The sequence below is a fragment of the Shewanella sp. SM69 genome (assembly GCF_025653985.1).
In the GTDB taxonomy this organism is placed as follows: Bacteria; Pseudomonadota; Gammaproteobacteria; order Enterobacterales; family Shewanellaceae; genus Shewanella; species Shewanella oncorhynchi.
Map to the genome: position 1 here is coordinate 37,848 of NZ_JAKKRV010000016.1, position 19,981 is coordinate 57,828.

The window sequence follows — 19,981 nt, forward strand, 5'->3', positions numbered from 1 at the left end:
CATACTTGCTGTTTAAATATTGATCAAGATCACTTATTTATCTAATTATCTGAAAAATTGCCAAAAAAAAGCCTCACATTCATAGGTGAGGCGGCTTTCAAGGTAAAAATTAAATGAATATTTAGTGTACAGCGCTAAAAAAAGATTGCTGACCGAAGAGATTGCCTTGCTCAATGCGTACGTCGGCATGTAAGTGACTGTTTACGTCTTCAAGCACTATGCCCATAGCTCGGGCACTTTTAGCCACGATTTGTAGGCGTCGATTATCCCGCGCATCCAATGATTGAGTCCAAGTAATGACTGCACTGGACGTACCACTTGTCAGGGCTTTTTCCATTGCCCACAGGGTTTCGACTTCATCTTTAGCATGTACCAGCAAAACTCTATCCATACGCACACCTGCGCTGGCGAGCATTTGCTTGTAGCCAATACTTGGAGGGTTGATGAGCACTAACCAACGGCCCTGTTGGCTTAACTGAGCGAGTTGTGCACTCAGATGAATTAATTCTTGGCGACCTTGAGTCTTAGTTGGCATGCAGGCGATGGGCGCATGGTGCCAGTCATAGTCAGCATCACGGACTTCATCGAGCCACAGGCCCGGATGGCGGGGGGCATTGCCAAGTAGTTTATTCATAGCCAATCTCCATTACGGATCACACCGACGGCGAGTCCTTCAATTGTTAAACTTTGGAAGCCTAAATCCACTTTAATCGGGGAGTAATCTTCATTTTCGGCATGTAGATAGACTACATTACCTTTTTTTTCGAAACGTTTAACAGTGACATCGTCATCGACTCTAGCGACAACCACTTGACCATTTCTAGCTTGTTCTACTTTATGAACTGCCAGCAAATCACCTTCGAGAATGCCGATATTTTTCATGCTGTCGCCTTTTACTCGCAGTAAAAAATCGGCGGCGGGATGGAACATGCTTGGGTCGACTTGGTAGTACTGTTCAACATGTTCTTGGGCGAGGATAGGTTCACCTGCGGCCACTTGGCCGATGAGCGGTAAACCTGTTTCAGTCAAATCTTCGATTTCCGCAGGCAGACGAATGCCCCGAGATGTGCCAGGCATGATCTCAATGCAGCCCTTTTTCGCCAACGCTTTAAGGTGTTCTTCAGCCGCATTGGCGCTCTTAAAACCTAAACGGGTTGCGATTTCTGCCCGAGTGGGTGGCATGCCAGTATCGGCAATATTTCGTTTAATTAGCTCTAATATTTCAGCTTGGCGTGGCGTCAAAGGTCTCATGGTGTTTCCTGTTTTTCTATACAGTTACTGTTAGTATATACAGTATTATTTGCAGCGCAAGTATTAACCACTTTTTAGCTATGTTGGAGAGAATTAGCGAATATTGCCCATAGTCTGGTATTCTATCGGGCTAGTAAACGCACTTAATTGCATAAGAATAATGCCTAAACACGACTCTCTTTGGTTGAAATCATTACGTTGGATCCAAAAACACTTAGTGCACACTATTGTGGTGCCTCAGGATCCCTTTGCCGATCTGAATCTGGATGCTTCCAGACCCCTTGTTTATGTGATGAAAACAGAATCCCTCAGTGACATCGCTGCTTTGAGCGAAATAACGGCTAAGTTAGGCTTACCAAGCCCTTATGAGCCTCTAGTGGCTAATGGTGTGACTGCGCCTCGGGTTGTCTGTCTTCAAGGACGTAAGCCACTATTTGGCGAACGTGCTGGTAATGAGCCTTTCCTCGAATGCTTTATGCGTTTGTTAGCCGTGCATAAGGAACGTCCTGAATTGGATATTCAACTGGTGCCCGTGAGCTTGTATTGGGGTCGCACGCCAGGGAAAGAAGACGACACTATGAAGGCGGCCGTATTTGAGCGGGAAAACCCGACTTGGTTGCGCAAGTGCTTGATGATTCTGTTCTTAGGTCGACATAACTTCGTGCAGTTTTCGAATGCCGTATCCCTGCGTTACATGGCTGACGAACATGGCACCGACATGGGGATTGCCCATAAGTTAGCACGGGTTGCGCGCGTGCATTTCCGTCGTCAACGTAAGGTAATGACAGGGCCTGTGCTGCCAAACCGCCAAGCACTGTTTCATTCGTTGCTCAAATCTGAGTCGCTGCGCAAAGCGATTCAAGAAGAAGCCGCCAGTAAAAAGATTTCTGAGACCCAAGCGCGCGAGACGGCTATTGAGTACCTCGATGAAATCGCTGCCGATTACTCAGACAGTTTAGTGCGCATTGCCGAGCGTTTCTTAACTTGGCTGTGGAACAAGCTTTACAGCGGGATCAACATTAAAGGCGCCGAGCAAGTTCGGCAGTTGCACCATGATGGCCACGAGATTGTTTATGTGCCTTGCCATCGCAGCCACATGGATTACCTGCTGTTATCGTATATTTTGTATTATCAAGGCATGGTTCCGCCGCACATTGCTGCTGGCATCAACCTCAATTTCTGGCCCGCGGGACCTATGTTCCGTCGCGGTGGTGCCTTCTTCATCCGCCGTAGTTTTAATGGTAACAAGCTGTACACCGCAGTATTTCGTGAGTATTTAGATCAGCTGTTTGCTAAAGGTTATTCGGTGGAATACTTCTCCGAAGGTGGCCGTTCACGTACTGGCCGTCTGTTGGCGCCGAAAACTGGCATGATCGCCATGACGATGAACAGCGTACTGCGCGGTATTGAACGTCCTGTCACACTTGTGCCTGTGTATTTAGGCTATGACCATGTGATGGAAGTAGCGACTTACCATAAAGAGTTAAGCGGTAAGAAAAAGAAAAAAGAATCTGTGTGGCAGGTGTTCGGTGCCATTCGTAAATTAGGTAATTTCGGCCAAGGTTATGTGAATTTTGGCGAGCCTATTACCCTGCAAAATTTCTTAAATGAGCGTGCGCCAAACTGGCGTGCTGAGTTGGCCGATGATCCCGAGCAGAAACCAAGTTGGTTAACGCCAGCGGTAAACGTGCTGGCTAATCGGGTGATGACGCGTATCAATGATGCCGCAGCCGCGAGTTCTGTGACTTTGACTAGCTTAGTTTTACTGGCGACAGATCAAAACGCCTTAGAACGTAGTCTGCTGGAGCGTCAGCTTGATTTGTATCTGACCCTACTCAAAAAAGTGCCTTACACTTCTTATACATCTGTTGCCGAAGGTGATGGTAAGCATTTAGTGCAGCAAGGTTTAGAGCTGAACAAGTTTGTTGTTAGTGCCGATCCTTTAGGGGAAATAGTGTCTATCGAAGCGAGTCAGGCTGTGTCTATGACTTACTATCGTAACAATATCATTCACTTATTTATTGTTCCTTCATTAATTGCGAGTTGTTTAACCCACAATGAACAGATCCCGCGCCAGCAAGTGGTTTCAATCGTTGCCGATTTTTATCCACTGCTGAAAGCCGAACTCTTCATGGGAATTAAAGACTTACCAGCCTATGTTGAGCAAGTGCTGGATTTCCTGATTGGGCAAGGTTTAGTGGTTGAGACAGATACTTTAGCTGTCGTGCCTGAGCACTCAAGCCAATTATTGTTGTTAGCCAGTTCAGTGAGTGAAACTTTGCAACGCTACGCTATTATTTTCAATCTGTTAGCGAACAGACCTAAGATGGAGCGCTCAGAACTTGAGTCTGAGAGCCATTTACTCGCCCAGCGTTTAGGGGCTTTACATGGCATTACCGCGCCTGAGTTCTACGATAAAAAACTCTACGGTACTTTGAGCGTGAAGCTTAAAGAATTGGGATATCTGGCGGATAGTGAAGATAAGTCCAATATCAATCGCATACGAGATCAGGCCAATAGCTTATTACGTCCGTCAGTGAGACAAACGATAGTGGCGAGTGTCACCGCGGAGCACACAGTTTAATGGCAAATCATATGAATGCGGCTAAGCATAAGCCCGCAGGTAAGTCCTTGCTTGGTGGTGCCATGATTATTGCTGGCACGACCGTAGGTGCTGGGATGTTTTCTCTGCCCGTGGTCGGTGCAGGTATGTGGTTTGGCTATTCGATTTTAATGTTATTGGGTATTTGGTTTTGCATGTTGATGTCGGGTTTATTGTTGCTCGAAACCAATTTACATTTCGAACCCGGTGCTAGCTTCGATACCTTAAGCAAGCAAACTCTTGGGCAGTTTTGGCGGATAGTGAACGGCGTTTCTATCGCTTTCGTGTTGTATATTTTGACTTATGCCTATATCAGCGGCGGTGGTTCGATTGTGAATCACAGCTTGCAGGGCATGGGAATTGAGTTACCGCAAAGTGTGGCAGGGCTAGTGTTCGCCATAGTATTGGCGAGCATAGTGTTGATCAGTACTAAAGCCGTGGATCGGATTACCACGATTATGCTCGGCGGTATGATCATTACCTTCTTCCTTGCGATCGGCAATTTATTGATCGAAATTGATGTGATTAAGTTGCTCGAACCCGATGGTAATAACAGCTTTTCACCTTATCTGTGGGCGGCGCTGCCCTTTGGTCTCGCCAGTTTTGGTTACCATGGTAACGTTCCCAGCTTAGTGAAGTATTACGGCAAAGATTCCTCCACCATTATCAAGGCGATTTTTGTCGGTACCTTTATCGCGCTGGTGATTTATGCCTGTTGGTTAGTGGCGACTATGGGCAATATTCCCCGCAGCCAGTTTATCGACATTATTGCCCAAGGCGGCAATATGGGTGTGTTGGTGGGCGCCTTGTCTGAGGTGATGGCGAGTAGCTGGTTAAACAGTATGTTGACCCTGTTTGCTAACTTAGCCGTGGCTTCATCTTTCTTAGGGGTGACCTTAGGTCTGTTCGATTATCTTGCCGATTTATTTGGTTTTGATGACTCACGCTCTGGCCGAATGAAAACCGCGTTAGTGACCTTTGTGCCGCCAACGATTTTAGGATTACTGTTTCCCGATGGCTTCTTAGTAGCGATTGGCTTTGCGGCATTAGCGGCGACAGTGTGGACGGTAATCGTCCCGGCGCTGATGGCCTATAAATCGCGGCAGTTGTTCCCCGATAGCACAGGTTTTAGAGTGATAGGCGGTACACCGCTGATTATTCTTGTGGTGTTATTTGGCATAGTCACGGGTGCATGTCATCTGCTCGCGATGGCAAATTTACTGCCGCAATATTCCTAATTTGTTGTGATGATTTAAGCCCTCCATGTGAGGGCTTTTTTGTCTTTAGCGGTTGAGTTTTGTCTTACAGATCTTTTTAACCTGAATACTGGACAGAAATACAAACTCAGGCTTAACTCGAATGATTGTTAAAACAAAGGAGCCGATAATGAAAATGACTCAGTACGCACAAGGACATGCATGTTGGGTTGAACTTGCAAGCCATGATTGGCAGGGAGCTACAGCATTTTACCAAGCGTTATTTGGTTGGAACTCGGTCGAAATGCCGATCCCTGAAGGTCACTTTTCGCTATTTAATTTAGCGGGAGATGACTTAGGCGCCATGTATCAAATCCCTGAGTCAGAAGCACATATCCCCAGCCACTGGCGTATCTACTTTGCCGTCGATGATATCGATGCCAGCATTGCAGCGATTCAAGCGGCGGGCGGCCAAGTGCACATGGGGCCGCATATTGTGGGTGATGCGGGCGTGATGGCGCAGGTGAGCGATCCTGAAGGCGCACGCTTTGCCTTATGGCAAGCAAAGAACCACATAGGTGCTCGCCGTCAGGGTGAACTCAATACCCTTTGCTGGGTTGAGCTGGCTTGCAAAGAGCCGCGTACTGAAGAAGCCTTTTACTGCAAAATCTTCCCTTGGACCAACATGCCAAGTGACATGCCTGACATTGAATACTCAGAATGGCAGCTTGATGGTCAATCCATCGGCGGTATGATGACGATAATGCCCGAATGGGGTGATATTTCTCCCCATTGGTTGTTTTATTTTGCAGTAGCGGATTGCGATGCGTTTGCTGAGAAGGCCCAAGCCTTAGGTGCGCAAGTGTGCATTCCGCCTAGTGATATCCCTGATGTGGGACGATTTTCTGTCATTGCTGACGCCCAAGGCGCTACCTTTGCGGTGATCAAGCTTAATCAGATGTGACTGGCATATTAAGGACTGTCATTAAGGTTAAAAACGGCGACGCTAAATCGCCGTTTTTATTTGTCTAACTATTTGTTTAATTAGCGTTATCAATCATGATTGTTTCAGGGCAGGAGCCTTTTGAGGCCTTATTGGCTTTGGCGAATAGGCTAGGTAAGGAGTCAGAAGTTTTAATGACTTCGGGCAAGTTAATGCGGATTTCACTCAGTAATCCCTTGCCACATTCTAGACTCATTTTAGTGTGAGCGCCTTGACCGAAGCTGCCATCAAAACTTTGGTTTAACTCACTTTTACTGACACTCTTACCTATGTTGTCATGAATAAATTTTTGTACCCATGCCGAGGCATTGACCGCTTGGGTCAGCTGGGTTGCCAATAAAAAGTACTCGTTAGGGTCTTGGTTACGGCAAGTGCCGTGTTTCCACCATTCGTGGCGTTCTAAACAGGTGCCATATTGGGCGCTTGGCATGACTTCTTCTAAATTTTTGCGCACCGATGGATTCAGTTCAAACTCTGGATAAGTACAGAAATCATTCGGTTGCAGTTTGACTGTGCTGCAATAGCCATATCGCGTGCCGCATTGTTGTTTATTCGGCCACAGTCCGTGCAGGCTGAAGTGTTGCCATTGGCTCGATTCTGGCGTTTGGCTGAGGGCGCGGCATTCGGCTTTACGGCGGCCATAGAGTTCACAAAAGGTGCTTTGCCAGCTTAATGCGAGCACGTTAGCATCGAATTCGCCACCGATTTGACATTGATTCCCTTGGCGTTTCTCTGGGGTACCATGCTCTTTAAGGCTATCTCGGCTTTTTGCTTTGATGTCCGATGCCGTGGTTGTTTGCGCCGGTTCCGCCGCCGTTGCAGGTGTTGATAAATTACTGCCAGCAACATTAGATAGATATTGACCACAATCGCCGCTGATCCAACGCATGGGAGACTTCACCGCATTGGTGCGCACTCTTAGCCAATCAGGTTTAGCGCTATTGCCGAGGATTTCAAGTACAGGGTAGCGCTCACCAATATTGCTCTGCCATTGATCTGGATTCGTCTGCTTATTTTTCGATTGAAATAGCTCACAGCGTTTGTCGGCAACGAATTCACCGGTTGCGGGTGCGGCAAAGGTGGGTGCTGTAATGATGAGCGCAGAGCATAAACCGAATGCGGCAAGTAATGCGCGTGATGGGGTTTTAAGGGAAAGTGCTTGCGGCCATATCTGGCTGATGGTTAAACAAAATGACTTGGTCATGTGATGGGATCCTTCCTGCGGCAGTGAATTGAGTCAATTCTGCGTGGCACTGAGTCAATGGTACACATAAGCGCTATAAACTTAGAGGCTTATTTTACTCAGAGTGGTGTATGGCACTGTTGCAAAATTAGATTTTTAATCTGATTGAATGAAAAAATCCCCTCAAATGTCAATGGGTTGAGGGGATTTTATCGGTGTTCTAGCGCCGTAAACTCAATTACGCCGCATTTTTCTTTAATTTACGCGAGTAAATCAGTAAATAAAGTGCGGGTAGTACAAACAGTGACAATAATGGGGCAGTAACCATACCACCGACCATAGGTGCGGCAATTTTTTGCATCACATCGTTACCCGATCCTGCACCCCACATAATGGGGAGTAGGCCGAAGAAGATGGTTGCTACTGTCATGGCTTTGGGGCGAATACGCATAACAGCACCTTCAATTAAAGCTTCTTTGAGATCGGTAACTGTATGGTAGTTATTCTTCTCTTGCCTGTGCTTAATGGCATTATTAAGGTAAATCAGCATGATTACCCCAAACTCCGCGGCAACGCCCGCCAAAGCAATCATACCGACTGCGACGGCGACTGAGATGTTGTAATCCAGTAGATACAATAGCCAAGTGCTGCCGACCAGCGCGAATGGGAGGCTGAGCATGATAATACTCGCCTGCAAAGTAGAGCCAAATGTCATCATCAACAGGATGAATATCACACCTAAGGCCATAGGGATCACTTGCTTCAGTTTTGCATCGACTCGCTGCATATACTCGTACTGTCCTGCGAAGGTATAGCTGTAGCGCGGGGGCACTTTAAGTTCGGTAGTTAATGCTTGCTTTGCGGTAGTAATGTATTCGCCGATAGACGTGCCTTCAATATCGATAAACACCCAAGAGATTAAGCGACCATTTTCACTGGTGAGCATAGGTGCGCCATCGGTGATTTCGATATCCGCTAAATTTCGCAGTGGTAGATAATTTCCCGATTTAGTGATCACAGGGAGTTCGCGTAGCTTCTCAATATTATCGCGTAGCTCACGGGGATAACGTAGGTTGATGGGATAACGCTCAGCCCCTTGTACCGATTCACCAATATCCATACCGCCAATGGCGTAACGCACTACATCTTGAATATCCTGCAATGACATACCGTAACGTGCGGCCACATCGAGTTTGGGGGTGATATCGATATAACGCCCACCGCCACTGCGTTCGGCATAGGCCGACTTAGTGTGTGGCACTCTACTGAGGATGGCCTCTATTTCTGCCCCTAGACTTTGCAGCTCATTCACATCGGCTCCGGTGATCTTAATGCCGACAGGGGTTTTTATTCCCGTCGAGAGCATATCGATACGGGTTTTGATGGGTTGCACCCAAGCATTGGTGATACCTGGCACTTTCACCGTTTGTTGCAGTTGAGCGATGATGCCATCTAAGGTCATGCCCTCGCGCCATTCTTCATGGGGTTTAAGCATGATGGTGGTTTCGAGCATAGTTAACGGTGCGGGATCGGTCGCAGTCTCGGCGCGGCCCACCTTACCAAATACGCGGGCGACTTCGGGGACGGTTTTGATCAAACGATCGGTTTGCTGTAACACTTCGGCGGCTTTGCCCGCACTGAGTCCTGGTAACGCGGTTGGCATGTAGAGTAAATCGCCTTCTTCTAACTCGGGCATAAACTCACTGCCCATGCGCGTCATCGGATACCAAGCGCTGACTAAGGCAATCAATGCTAATCCTAGGGTGATTTTAGGAAACCTAAGTACCAGATTAAGCGAGGGCTTATATAAAGCGATCAGCACGCGACTGATGGGATTTTTATGCTCACTCGGAATTTTTCCCCGAATAAAATAGCCCATTAAGACTGGCACTAATGTGATTGCTAATAATGCGGAAGCGGCCATAGCAAAGGATTTGGTATAGGCCAGCGGTGCAAATAAACGGCCTTCCTGCGCTTCGAGTGCGAACACAGGCACAAAGCTTAAGGTGATAATAATCAATGAGAAAAATAACGCAGGGCCGACTTCAATCGACGCTTCGGTGACGATTCGCCAATGTTCTTTAGTATCGGGTTCTCGGTTGTGTTCTGTGTGAAACTGTTCCAAATGTTTGTGCAGGTTTTCAATCATCACAATTGCGCCGTCCACCACTGCGCCTATGGCAATCGCGATACCCCCAAGACTCATAATGTTGGCATTCACCCCCATCTTATTCATTACGATAAAGGCAATCAGGATTGAAAGCGGCAGGGTAATGATGGCGACTAAGGTTGAGCGTGCGTGCAGTAAAAACAGCAGGCAGACCAACCCTACTACTAGCATTTCTTCGACGACCTTGCTGAATAAATTATCAACGGAATTAAGGATTAATTGGGATCTGTCATAGGTGGGGATGATTTCTACACCATCGGGTAAACCTGCTTTCAGTTCTTCAAGTTTAGCTTTTACGGCATCAATCGTGGATAAAGCATTTTCGCCGTAACGCATCACAATAATGCCGCCTACGACTTCACCTTCGCCGTCAAGTTCGGCTATACCGCGGCGTGAGGCAGGGCCTTTGCGCACGGTAGCAACATCTTTCAGTAATAAACCTGTACCAGAAGGGCTGGTGATACCAAGGGGAATTTCGCGGAAATCCTCAAGGGTTTGACGATAGCCTTTGGCGCGCACCATATACTCGGCTTCAGCCATTTCGATGACCGAGCCACCCGCTTCGCTATTAGATTTTTCTATCGCATCTTTAATGCTGGCGATATCCAGTTTATAGATCGCCATTTTGTCGGGTTCGAGTACGATCTGATAGGTCTGCTCCATGCCACCGACGGTGGCGACTTCAGACACGCCTGCAACGCTTTGTAATTCAAGCTTGAGATACCAATCCTGCAGACTCTTGAGCTGTGATAAATCTAAACTGCCGGAGCGATCGACCAGCGCATATTCAAATACCCAACCCACACCTGAGGCATCGGGGCCAAGGGACGGTTGTACGCCCTGCGGCAATCGACTGCTGATCTGACTTAAGTATTCCAGCACCCGCGAGCGCGCCCAGTAGATATCAGTGCCATCTTCAAAAATCACATAGACATAAGAATCGCCGAACATGGAATAGCCGCGTACCGTTTTGGCGCCGGGTACAGCTAACATGGCGGTAGATAAAGGGTAAGTCACTTGTTCTTCAACCAATTTTGGCGCTTGACCCGGGTAAGGGGTTTTAATGATCACTTGTACGTCGGATAAATCCGGCAGCGCATCAAGCGGCGTTTTGCGCAGCTCTTGTACGCCCCAAACAGTGATCATGATGGCGATAATCAGCACCATCAATCGCTGCCTGATTGACGCCTCGATAATATATTTCAACATAACGCGCTCCTAGTGCTGATGACCGCTGCTTAAACGCATTAAGCTGCCCTTGAGACTGGCCTCGGAGTCGAGTAAAAATTGCCCTGAGATCACCACGCGCTCGCCTTCGGTTAAGCCCGAGACAATTTCTGCCTTACCTTGACTCATCATGCCGACGGTCACGACTTTAGCGGCAAAACTATTGTCGTCTTGTTTGACTATCACGCGATTCTCTTTACCCGTTTGGATTAAGGCTTCCTGTGGGATTACTAGCGTGTCTTTATTGGGGCCGCCAAAAAGCGAGACCTTGGCGAGGGTTTTAGGTCTAAGGGAAACATGGGTGTTATTGAGCACAACACGCACTCGCAAGCTACGCGTGACAGGATCAAGTTCCGGATAGATATAATCTATAGTGCCTTTTATCCCGCTTAAGTTCATGGCGGGCACAGCCACTTCAGCCTGTTGGCCTTTGACTATCCAGCTTTGTTCATTTTCAAACACATCGGCTATGACCCATACCTTAGAGAGATCGACTAACGACATCACTTCGGTGGATGGCTCAATATACATACCATCGCGGATAGACAGTGTTTCGACTACACCATCCTGTTGTGCATAAAAGGGTACCCGATATTGGGTTTGGCGCGAGTCGGCTAATTGCTTGATTTGTTGCTCGGTAAATCCTAAAAATGACAGTCTTAAGCCTGCTCTACGAACAAGATCCTGATATCTCTGATTGCCTGCTGTTTTGGCGGTATCTAAGGCGAGTAAATAATCATCCTGAGCATTGACTAAATCCGGTGAATAGATTTCATAGAGTAGCTGCCCTTTTTTGACTGTGTCTCCCATGGACTTAACCATTAGTTTTTCAACCCAACCCGTTACTCGAGCATGGATATGCGTTATTTGGCTTTCATCGTAATCCACTTGTCCAACGGTCTCGACAAATTTCCATAGCGTATCGCGCTCAACTTTAGCGACTTTTATGGCTAGCGCTTGCTGCATGCTGCCGGAAACATTGATATTGATTTCGTGAGTGTTACCACCCGTTTCGACTTTTTCTAAATTCATACCACAGATAGGGCATGTACCGGGTACATCGCTGATGATGTGGGCATGCATAGGGCAAATGTATTTAGTTGTTGTTTCTTCGCTGGTTTTTTTAACAAGATTGTTAGCCTTAGGGGTTGGTGTGTCGAACACTTGGCTTGCCGCTTTCGTGGTCGAGGTGTGCGCATGTTCTGTCGCTAAGTGATCTGTATGTTGATGTTCAGCATGTGGATCTGCTGAATTGGTATCGGTACCTTCCTTTTCAACTAAAAACATATTGCACTTAGGGCAGCGACCAGGCTCATGGCTGAGCACTTCGGGATGCATGGGGCAAGTGTAGGTTTTTACTTGATTTAACGGATTACTCTTAGGCGCTGTTGCAGAATTTACTGCAGCTTCGGTTGCCACGGGCTCTTGTGTGCTCGCAAGTTGGGCATGGCTCAACCAAGGCGTACCTAAGAGTAAGCTACTCAAGATCAGTACGGCTTTAGGGGTCTGCTTTTTTACGGTTTTAAATGAATTCATATGCCTCATCTCCAGCCTAGCTTAGTGGTGTTTGTGGGCGTTTTTTGCCGCACCTTCAGCCGGTTTTGCTTCTATTGCCTTTGGCTCTAAGTTCATACCACATTGAGGGCAAGTATCCTCTTTGCTGCCAGTCACTTCAGGGTGCATAGGGCAAACATGGGTATGTGCTTGTTCCTGTGGATTGGCATTGTCGTGTTGATGTGCGTGCGGCGCGGCCGTCGCAAACACGCTTGTGCTGGTCAGCAAGAATGTGATTAAGGCGAGATTAGTTAGTGTTTTCATATTATTCACTCCATCGGATTAACGGCCGAATACGAGCGCATAAACGTCAGTGAGCACAGTGGATCAAAGCGGTTCGCTTCGATAGACGGATTGATGCCACAATTTGGCATTCGGCTCAGTAATCAACGTTTTGCTAGACTCGGGTGCACGATTTAATGATAAGGCACCACAATAAACGGCTAAATAGGGCGTTAGCTTAGGGCTAACAGCATTGTCGTTTTAGCTTGGTCGTTTGGCTTTTTTTAAGGGTTTATTTGCCCAATAAGCACAAAGTAGAGCTAGGCTATCGGTGGTTTAAAGGCCGAAGACAAAGAGATAGAGTGGAAATGAGGCATAGGAGTGGCCATTGCAGTATCGCTCATGCTCACACTTGGCCAGAGGTGTGGGCTGAATAGAGTGCCAGCGACTGAAATCGTCAAACAATGACCACAATCATTTGAACATGATGTGGTGCCATCACAGCAATGCTGTTTCGCGCCGGGAAGCATTTTATCGTTGCAGCAATCCGTGTTGGCCATTGAATGTGAGTCAGAACTGTTCTCCGTGTCCATCTGCATCATTGTAGCGTGGTGCATTTGGGAGGAAACCTCATGATTCATCGTACTCATATCCATAGTGTGTGGCACCATGGCGTGACCATTAGACACGACACTTTGCCCGACGAGTGCGAGTAGAGTGAATATGACTAAAAAATAACGACCGAGTGTGTGATGCATAAGTCTTCCAAATGATGAACGGCTCGATTCTAGCATAGCGATGTTTAGCTGTAATGATTTAACTCACACTTCAGTTAACGCCTCAATTTAAACATCTAATTAATCTAAATTAGCAAATAGAATTTCTGACTCGCAGTTTTGTCTTCAACGGGCTAATCATGAATATGACTGCGTATTCTAAGAGACTCAAATTGATCGTAGAAAGTTTCATTTCGAACAGTATTATTCGGCTTACCTGCGTTTTACCATTTATTTCTGCTTCACTCTCAAGGTGCAATAAACATGGGTGTGATCACATTTCTGTTTTCTAGAAAATAATTTTCTAGTTCTAGATTATCAAGGGGAAACCTAACTATAAAAAATCGGTAACTTGCGATTATCGGGTGATTGCATTAGCTTTAGTTAAAGTGCATCACAGTTCAGCTAGCGGTTTTTACCAAATGACGTCCAAATAGTTAGAGCTAAGTCTCATTTTGCGCTTTTAAGGTTAATTTAATCAGCAAATTTCGGCTTAAAATCAAATTTCTAATTAATGAAAGAGCATAAACTAGTCTTATAAAAACTAATTTTGACAATTTTGGAGATAGAGTGATGAACTGGCGTGCACTATTTAAACCTAGCGCGAAATATTCAATCCTGGCGCTACTGGTCGTCGGTATTGTAGTGGGTGTTGTGGGGTACTTTACCACTCAACAAACATTACACGCGACCAGTACAGATGAGTTCTGTATGTCTTGCCATAGCAATCATTCGCTGAAGGATGAAGTGTTGGCTTCTGCCCATGGCGGCGGCAAAGCGGGGATTACGGTTCAGTGTCAAGACTGTCACTTACCCCATGGTCCAGTCGATTATTTGATCAAAAAAATCATCGTATCTAAAGATTTATATGGTTTCATGACAATTGATGGCTTTAACACTCAAGCCTGGTTAGATGAAAATCGTAAAGAACAAGCGGATAAAGCGCTGAACTATTTCCGTGCGAACGATTCTGCTAACTGTCAGCATTGCCACACTCGTATTTATGAGAATCAGCCAGAAACTATGAGTAAAATGGCTGTAAGAATGCACTCAAATAACTTCAAGAAAGAACCTGACGCGAGAAAGACCTGTGTTGACTGCCATAAAGGCGTAGCACACCCATATCCAAAAGGATAAGGTTTAGCGATTAAGTTTCTTAATTGATAACCATTAAAAAAGCCCTCAATAGAGGGCTTTTTGCTGTCTGTGTGCTCGGTTAATTCGCTTGAGTCATCACCCGTTGCCGATAAACTAGCAGGCTGAAAATTCCGAAGATAAAGACTTGCAGATAGTCCGTTTTACGAAGTGACAGTAAGTTATTAAACAGCATGTGGAAAATCGCGACTTGGAAGCAATGCATCATGCAGGTAATGGCAAACAGGATATTTAAAGTAATCGCCACATTGCCTTCAAAGGGGATGACTAAGTTGTAGGCCATCATCAACCAAGCAATCAGAGTGATGGCTTTACCTAAGTTAATTAATAAGGGCATGGTTTTCATCTTCGATGGGCTCAACAGTGGTTTCTGAGTGATATTGATATAAACGGTAGCTCACTTGCCCTGCATTCTTTTCTTTTAAGGCGTGCCAGCGAGAAGGGATAGCAAGTTGCGTCAATTCAGACTCGATTTCGACATAAATCAGCGCACCATCATTGAGCCAGCCTTGAGTATCTAGCAGTTGAATCGTCTTTTCTGCCAATCCCTTACGAAAGGGTGGATCGATAAACACCACATCGAAACCTTGCTCGCAGCCCCTTTGCAGTACCACTAACGTATCAGCATTGAGCACTTCGGCCTTATCGCATTTAAGGGTTTGTAGATTTTCTTTTAATTGCATGGCTGCGCCGCGTTGCAACTCGATAATTTTGGCGAAACTGGCATAGCGGGACAAGGCTTCGAGAGCTAAAGCGCCACTACCGCCAAAACAGTCGAGTACACGTGCATTGACTAAATCATTAGCCAGCCAATTAAAGAGTGTTTCGCGAACCCTGTCTGTCGTCGGGCGTAAACCTTCGAGATCTTGGATAGGTAGACGACGCGAGCGCCATTGGCCTGCGATGATCCGCACTTGTCCACTGCCGGGTTTATTTTTGGCTGTTTGACCCTTGGTCACATTATTTTTGACCGTTCGATGATTAACCAAAGTGCCCCCGTGATTTTGCCTGAAGAAAGAAAGTGGTAGACTGTGCCACCTTAATTAAGGCCGCTATTTTATATCAAAGTCTCACTAAAAGGTGAGAAGGCTAACTGAGCTTAGCTAATTGCCGACTTTTTGGGCGTAATTGCCGAGGCAATCTGGTATAACATCAGGGTCTTATTCAAAATTCAATACTGAAGTAGAGCGCTGGAATCACACATGGCAAAGAAAGGTTTTTTCTCTTGGTTTCGTAAAGATAAGTCACAAGATGAGGTCGTCGCTGAAACGCCAGTTGTTACTCCAACACAAGATACTGATGCAGCACAGTGTGTAGCGCCGGAACAAGTAGAGTTACAAGGGGTCATCGAGGCCGAAGCTCATGCTGAAAAACAGGCTGCAGAACAGTTAGCGGCCGAACAAACACAGGCAAAAGCCGAAGCCGAGCAATTCGCCCTTGAGCATGCCCGAATTGAATCGTTGCATTTTGCTAATCAGCAAGCTGATGCGACACGTTTGGTTGCTGAACAACTTAGTGCACAAAAGCATGCTGCAGAGAAGTTAGCCGAAGCACAGTTAGAAGCAGAGCAACGCATTGCAGAACAATTGGCAGAACAGCAGTTAGCGGTTGAGCAAGCCGCCGCAGAGCAATTAGCTCAAGCAGAGGCGTCGCGTGTAGTTGCCGCTCAGCTAGAAGCAGAATTACTCGCAGCGGAACAAGCTGAACTTGCCCGCTTGGCCGCCGAACGGCATGCCGCTGAAGCCTTAGCGGCAGAACAACTCGCTAGCGAAGCACTAGCACGTGAGCAAGCAGAGGCTTTAGTTCAGCAACAAGCTGAAACTGAGCAAGCTGTTGTAGCAGTTGCTGAATTACAACCTGAGCCGCAGGCTAGACCCGTTAAGGAAGGGCTCTTTGCTCGCCTGAAACGTGGCTTAATGCGTACCAGCGAGAATATTGGCAGTGGTTTTATCGGCCTATTTCGCGGCAAGAAAATCGATGACGATCTGTTTGAAGAACTCGAAGAACAATTATTAATCGCCGACGTTGGTGTCGAAACCACTACGCGATTAATCAAGAATTTGACAGAGCATGCCTCACGTAAGCAGCTTAAAGATGCCGAAGCTTTATATGAATTGCTGCGGGATGAGTTGCAAAAAACACTCGATCCAGTCGCTATCCCGTTAGTACCAGACAATGCTAATGGCCCATTTGTTATCTTAATGGTTGGCGTTAATGGCGTGGGTAAAACCACCACTATTGGCAAATTAGCCAAACAATATCAAAGCCAAGGTAAGTCAGTGATGTTAGCCGCGGGCGATACTTTCCGCGCTGCAGCGGTTGAGCAGCTACAGGTTTGGGGTCAACGTAATGATATTACTGTGATTGCCCAACATACGGGTGCCGATAGTGCCTCTGTACTGTTCGATGCTTTGCAAGCGGCTAAAGCCCGTAAAGTGGATGTGTTGATCGCCGACACAGCGGGTCGTTTACAGAATAAAGCGCACTTGATGGAAGAATTGAAGAAAGTCGTGCGAGTGATGAAGAAACTCGACCCAGATACGCCACATGAGGTCATGCTGACATTAGATGCGAGCACAGGGCAAAACGCGATTAGCCAAGCACAATTATTCCAGGAAGCCGTAGGTGTAACGGGTATTACCATCAGTAAGTTAGATGGAACGGCTAAGGGCGGCGTGGTATTTGCGATTGCTGATAAGTTTAATATTCCGATCCGTTACATAGGTGTGGGTGAGCAAATTGATGATTTGCGTACCTTTAATTCGAAAGAATTTATCGATGCCTTGTTCACTCAAGAAAAAGCGGATAGCTAATTTATGATTGATTTTCAGCAGGTCAGTAAGATTTATCCTGGCGGCCAAATGGCGCTGGAGGATGTGAATTTTCATCTACAGCAAGGTGAAATGGCATTTTTAACCGGCCACTCGGGGGCGGGTAAAAGTACGCTGTTGAAATTAATCACGGTAATCGAGCGGGCAACAACGGGGCGCGTCGCGATTAACGGTCACGATATCGCCAAAGTCAGCCCTAAACATGTGCCTTATTTGCGCCGCAATATCGGGATGATTTTCCAAAACCATCACCTATTGATGGACCGAAGTGTGTTCGACAATGTGGCTTTACCACTGGTGATTGAGGGATTCTCACACGGTGAAATCCGTAAGCGTGTTGCGGGTGCCCTCGACATGGTGGGTTTATATGGCAAGGAGCGGCATAACCCGATTATGTTGTCCGGCGGTGAGCAGCAACGTGTTGGCATTGCCCGTGCGATAGTGAACAAGCCGCCCTTACTGCTCGCCGATGAGCCTACGGGTAACTTAGATCCTAAATTATCTATGGATATTTTGCGTCTGTTTGAAACCTTTAATGATGCTGGAACCAGCGTATTAATCGCCACCCATGATTTAGGTCTTATCGCACGAATGAAATATCGCACTTTTACCCTCAAACAGGGCCGTATGTTAGGTGCACAAGAGTTGCATCCTAATGTGCACACTCGCAGTGCACCGACGAACAGAGGTGAAGGGCAATGAGCGATAGCGCAAAATTAACTCGCAGCAAGCTGCCGCTGTCTGGCCGGATTGTGATGTTTTTTATTCGTCATGCGCAGCAAGCAATGGCGAGCATGGGAGAGCTCTGGCGCAACCCAATATCCTCTGTGATGACCATGGCTGTCTTAGGGGTGAGCCTAAGTTTGCCTGCAGCATTGCAAGTGTTAGTTAAAAATGCCGAGACCATTACCAGTTCCTGGAACAGCGCGGCAGAGATCTCCTTGTTTATCGACGATAATCGTAGTGAACAAACGATTCAGAGCCTGCTGACTCGCATTCGGACATATCCCGAAGTGGATAAAGTGCAATATATTGATAAAAATCAAGCGCTAGAAGAATTCCAACGCTTATCTGGGTTTGGTGAGGCATTGGCCTATTTAGATAAAAATCCTTTGCCCGCGGTCATTACCGTTACGCCTACGCCGCGTTACTCAACGCCGGTGGGCGCCCGTGAACTCTTAACTAAACTAGAGCGCGAGCCTGAGATTAGCTTTGGCCGTTTAGATATTGAATGGTTAGAACGGTTACAGGCGGTAGTGCGTCTACTCGAACGTACTGTGATGGCGATTGCTGCATTACTTGTGCTGGCGGTGGTCTTAGTGATAGGTAATACGATTCGCTTGGCAATTATGAATCGGCGCAGCGAAATTGAAGTGATGAAGCTAGTCGGAGCAACTGAAGCCTTTATCCAGCGCCCATTTCTCTACACTGGGATTTGGTACGGAGTCATTGGCGGCATATTGGCTTGGCTCATCATCAACTTATTAGTGTGGTATCTCGATTCTGCCCTTGCCGAGCTTTTAGGCTTGTATGGCAGTCAGCTTGAAATGAAATCACTCACTTTTATTGAACTGCTGCAATTGGTTGGACTTGCCTCATTTTTAGGTTGGTTAGGTTCGTATTTGTCTGTACGTCAGCATTTACGGTCGATTGAACCTTCATAATAATCAGTCGATTAAACTAAAAAAAGTGACGAAAAAAATGCTGAGGAATGAACTTTTGTTCACTTGCAATGTCTACTTCAGCGAGGTAAAAAGGGTATCTGCAAACGAGCTGAGGTTGACATACTCTGTCAATTAGCCGATAGTTCGTGAGCTTATTCTTAGGGTATTTTGTTGTTGAACCTAAGAATGCACTCGTTAAGTAGTCTGATAAATGTAGGAGAGCGAATGACCTTTCAAACGCAATCAATGGCACTGACTGTCCCACAGGGCGCCAGTAGTCTAGAAGCTTATATCCATTCAGTGACTAGCATCAGCATGCTGGACGCTGAGGCTGAGTATGAGTTAGCCAAGCGTTTACAGGAAACTGGTGATCTACAAGCTGCGAAGCAACTGATTATGTCGCACTTACGTTTTGTAGTGCACGTTGCTAAAGGCTATTCAGGCTATGGTTTGCCACAGGCAGACCTTATCCAAGAAGGCAACATAGGCTTGATGAAAGCGGTTAAACGCTTCGATCCCGATGTTGGCGTGCGTCTTGTGTCTTTTGCTGTGCACTGGATCAAAGCTGAAATTCATGAATATGTGCTGAAAAACTGGCGCATTGTTAAAGTCGCGACCACTAAAGCACAACGTAAGTTGTTCTTTAACATCCGTAAAGCGAAAAAACGCTTAGGTTGGTTCAGCGATGCAGAAGTCACTATGGTGGCTGAAAATTTAGGTGTGTCTAAGGCCGATGTGACCGAAATGGAATCACGTATGGCAGCGCAAGATCCTGCATTTGATTTAACCAATGATCAAGACGAGGAGCATGATTTTGCCCCAGTCCATTATTTGGAAGATCATTCATCGGATTTAGCGGAAAATATCGAAAACGATAACTGGGAATCGAATGCCCAAGGTCGTTTATTGTCTGCCATCAAGACCTTAGACGAACGCAGCCAGCATATTCTGCGTGCCCGTTGGTTAGATGACGATAAAACCACACTGCAAGAACTTGCAGAGACTTATCAAGTGTCGGCCGAACGTATTCGCCAACTTGAGAAAAATGCCATGAACAAGCTAAAAGCTTGTATGGAAGCCTAAGTCACATCACGTGTAAAATGATTGTAACTTAACCATAAAAAAACCTGCTGCGGCAGGTTTTTTT

At 46.5% G+C, this 19,981-nt stretch carries 17 protein-coding genes; 8 read left to right on the forward strand and 9 right to left on the reverse strand.

Annotation, left to right across the window (positions count from 1 at the left end; all coding sequences use genetic code 11):
* Positions 1–121: 121 nt before the first annotated feature.
* Complete coding sequence (locus tag L5M37_RS18640; protein ID WP_131524817.1) at positions 122–634, reverse strand: cell division inhibitor SulA; 513 nt, start codon at positions 632–634, stop codon at positions 122–124.
* A complete protein-coding gene (gene lexA, locus L5M37_RS18645) occupies positions 631–1,251 on the reverse strand; it encodes a transcriptional repressor LexA (RefSeq protein ID WP_105250639.1) in 621 nt (206 codons plus the stop codon). Before lexA ends, L5M37_RS18640 begins: the two co-directional genes overlap by 4 nt.
* Positions 1,252–1,411: 160 nt before the next feature.
* On the opposite strand from lexA, the gene plsB reads away from it, so the two are divergent.
* The 3 genes from plsB (at position 1,412) to L5M37_RS18660 (ending at position 6,013) form a co-directional block, all read left to right on the forward strand.
* A complete protein-coding gene (plsB, locus tag L5M37_RS18650) occupies positions 1,412–3,835 on the forward strand; it encodes a glycerol-3-phosphate 1-O-acyltransferase PlsB (RefSeq protein WP_263201547.1) in 2,424 nt (807 codons plus the stop codon).
* A complete protein-coding gene (mtr, locus tag L5M37_RS18655) occupies positions 3,835–5,091 on the forward strand; it encodes a tryptophan permease (RefSeq protein ID WP_263201549.1) in 1,257 nt (418 codons plus the stop codon). The genes plsB and mtr overlap by 1 nt, the downstream gene beginning before the upstream one ends.
* 148 nt (positions 5,092–5,239) lie before the next feature.
* Positions 5,240–6,013: a VOC family protein gene (locus L5M37_RS18660; protein WP_263201551.1), complete on the forward strand. Its 774-nt coding sequence runs from the start codon at positions 5,240–5,242 to the stop codon at positions 6,011–6,013.
* A 76-nt stretch (positions 6,014–6,089) separates the two neighbouring features.
* Here the strand turns inward: L5M37_RS18660 and L5M37_RS18665 are convergent, their stop codons facing one another.
* The 5 genes from L5M37_RS18665 to L5M37_RS18685 all read right to left on the reverse strand — a co-directional run bounded on the left by L5M37_RS18665 (position 6,090) and on the right by L5M37_RS18685 (position 13,166).
* Complete coding sequence (locus tag L5M37_RS18665) at positions 6,090–7,256, reverse strand: ribonuclease T2 family protein (protein ID WP_219255487.1); 1,167 nt, start codon at positions 7,254–7,256, stop codon at positions 6,090–6,092.
* Positions 7,257–7,473: 217 nt separating this feature from the next.
* A complete protein-coding gene (locus L5M37_RS18670; protein WP_219255488.1) occupies positions 7,474–10,614 on the reverse strand; it encodes an efflux RND transporter permease subunit in 3,141 nt (1,046 codons plus the stop codon).
* Positions 10,615–10,623: 9 nt separating this feature from the next.
* Positions 10,624–12,168: an efflux RND transporter periplasmic adaptor subunit gene (locus L5M37_RS18675; RefSeq protein WP_263201553.1), complete on the reverse strand. Its 1,545-nt coding sequence runs from the start codon at positions 12,166–12,168 to the stop codon at positions 10,624–10,626.
* A gap of 21 nt (positions 12,169–12,189) precedes the next feature.
* The gene (locus tag L5M37_RS18680; protein ID WP_198572393.1) at positions 12,190–12,450 is read right to left on the reverse strand and encodes a heavy metal-binding domain-containing protein; all 261 of its coding nucleotides are present in this window, start codon (positions 12,448–12,450) and stop codon (positions 12,190–12,192) included.
* Between the two features lie 278 nt (positions 12,451–12,728).
* Positions 12,729–13,166 carry a hypothetical protein gene (locus L5M37_RS18685; protein ID WP_263201554.1) on the reverse strand — a complete coding sequence of 146 codons (438 nt, stop codon included), beginning with the start codon at positions 13,164–13,166 and terminating at the stop codon, positions 12,729–12,731.
* Positions 13,167–13,757: 591 nt separating this feature from the next.
* On the opposite strand from L5M37_RS18685, the gene L5M37_RS18690 reads away from it, so the two are divergent.
* A complete protein-coding gene (locus L5M37_RS18690; protein ID WP_105250630.1) occupies positions 13,758–14,321 on the forward strand; it encodes a NapC/NirT family cytochrome c in 564 nt (187 codons plus the stop codon).
* Between the two features lie 79 nt (positions 14,322–14,400).
* Here the strand turns inward: L5M37_RS18690 and L5M37_RS18695 are convergent, their stop codons facing one another.
* Both L5M37_RS18695 and rsmD read right to left on the reverse strand, forming a co-directional pair.
* Positions 14,401–14,685, reverse strand: a complete 285-nt coding sequence (locus L5M37_RS18695) for a DUF1145 domain-containing protein (RefSeq protein ID WP_263201555.1) — start codon at positions 14,683–14,685, stop codon at positions 14,401–14,403.
* Positions 14,660–15,328 carry a 16S rRNA (guanine(966)-N(2))-methyltransferase RsmD gene (gene rsmD / locus L5M37_RS18700; RefSeq protein ID WP_263201556.1) on the reverse strand — a complete coding sequence of 223 codons (669 nt, stop codon included), beginning with the start codon at positions 15,326–15,328 and terminating at the stop codon, positions 14,660–14,662. The genes L5M37_RS18695 and rsmD overlap by 26 nt, the downstream gene beginning before the upstream one ends.
* A gap of 213 nt (positions 15,329–15,541) precedes the next feature.
* Here rsmD and ftsY point away from each other — a divergent pair, with 213 nt between their 5' ends.
* The 4 genes from ftsY to rpoH all read left to right on the forward strand — a co-directional run bounded on the left by ftsY (position 15,542) and on the right by rpoH (position 19,917).
* Positions 15,542–17,152 (forward strand): signal recognition particle-docking protein FtsY, encoded by a 1,611-nt coding sequence (gene ftsY / locus L5M37_RS18705; protein WP_263185124.1) that lies wholly within the window; start codon positions 15,542–15,544, stop codon positions 17,150–17,152.
* A 3-nt stretch (positions 17,153–17,155) separates the two neighbouring features.
* Positions 17,156–17,872 (forward strand): cell division ATP-binding protein FtsE, encoded by a 717-nt coding sequence (ftsE, locus tag L5M37_RS18710; protein ID WP_105250626.1) that lies wholly within the window; start codon positions 17,156–17,158, stop codon positions 17,870–17,872.
* Positions 17,869–18,834 (forward strand): permease-like cell division protein FtsX, encoded by a 966-nt coding sequence (ftsX, locus tag L5M37_RS18715; RefSeq protein ID WP_113940269.1) that lies wholly within the window; start codon positions 17,869–17,871, stop codon positions 18,832–18,834. Before ftsE ends, ftsX begins: the two co-directional genes overlap by 4 nt.
* Before the next feature lie 225 nt (positions 18,835–19,059).
* Positions 19,060–19,917, forward strand: a complete 858-nt coding sequence (gene rpoH / locus L5M37_RS18720; RefSeq protein WP_006079635.1) for an RNA polymerase sigma factor RpoH — start codon at positions 19,060–19,062, stop codon at positions 19,915–19,917.
* The last annotated feature ends 64 nt before the right edge of the window (positions 19,918–19,981 follow it).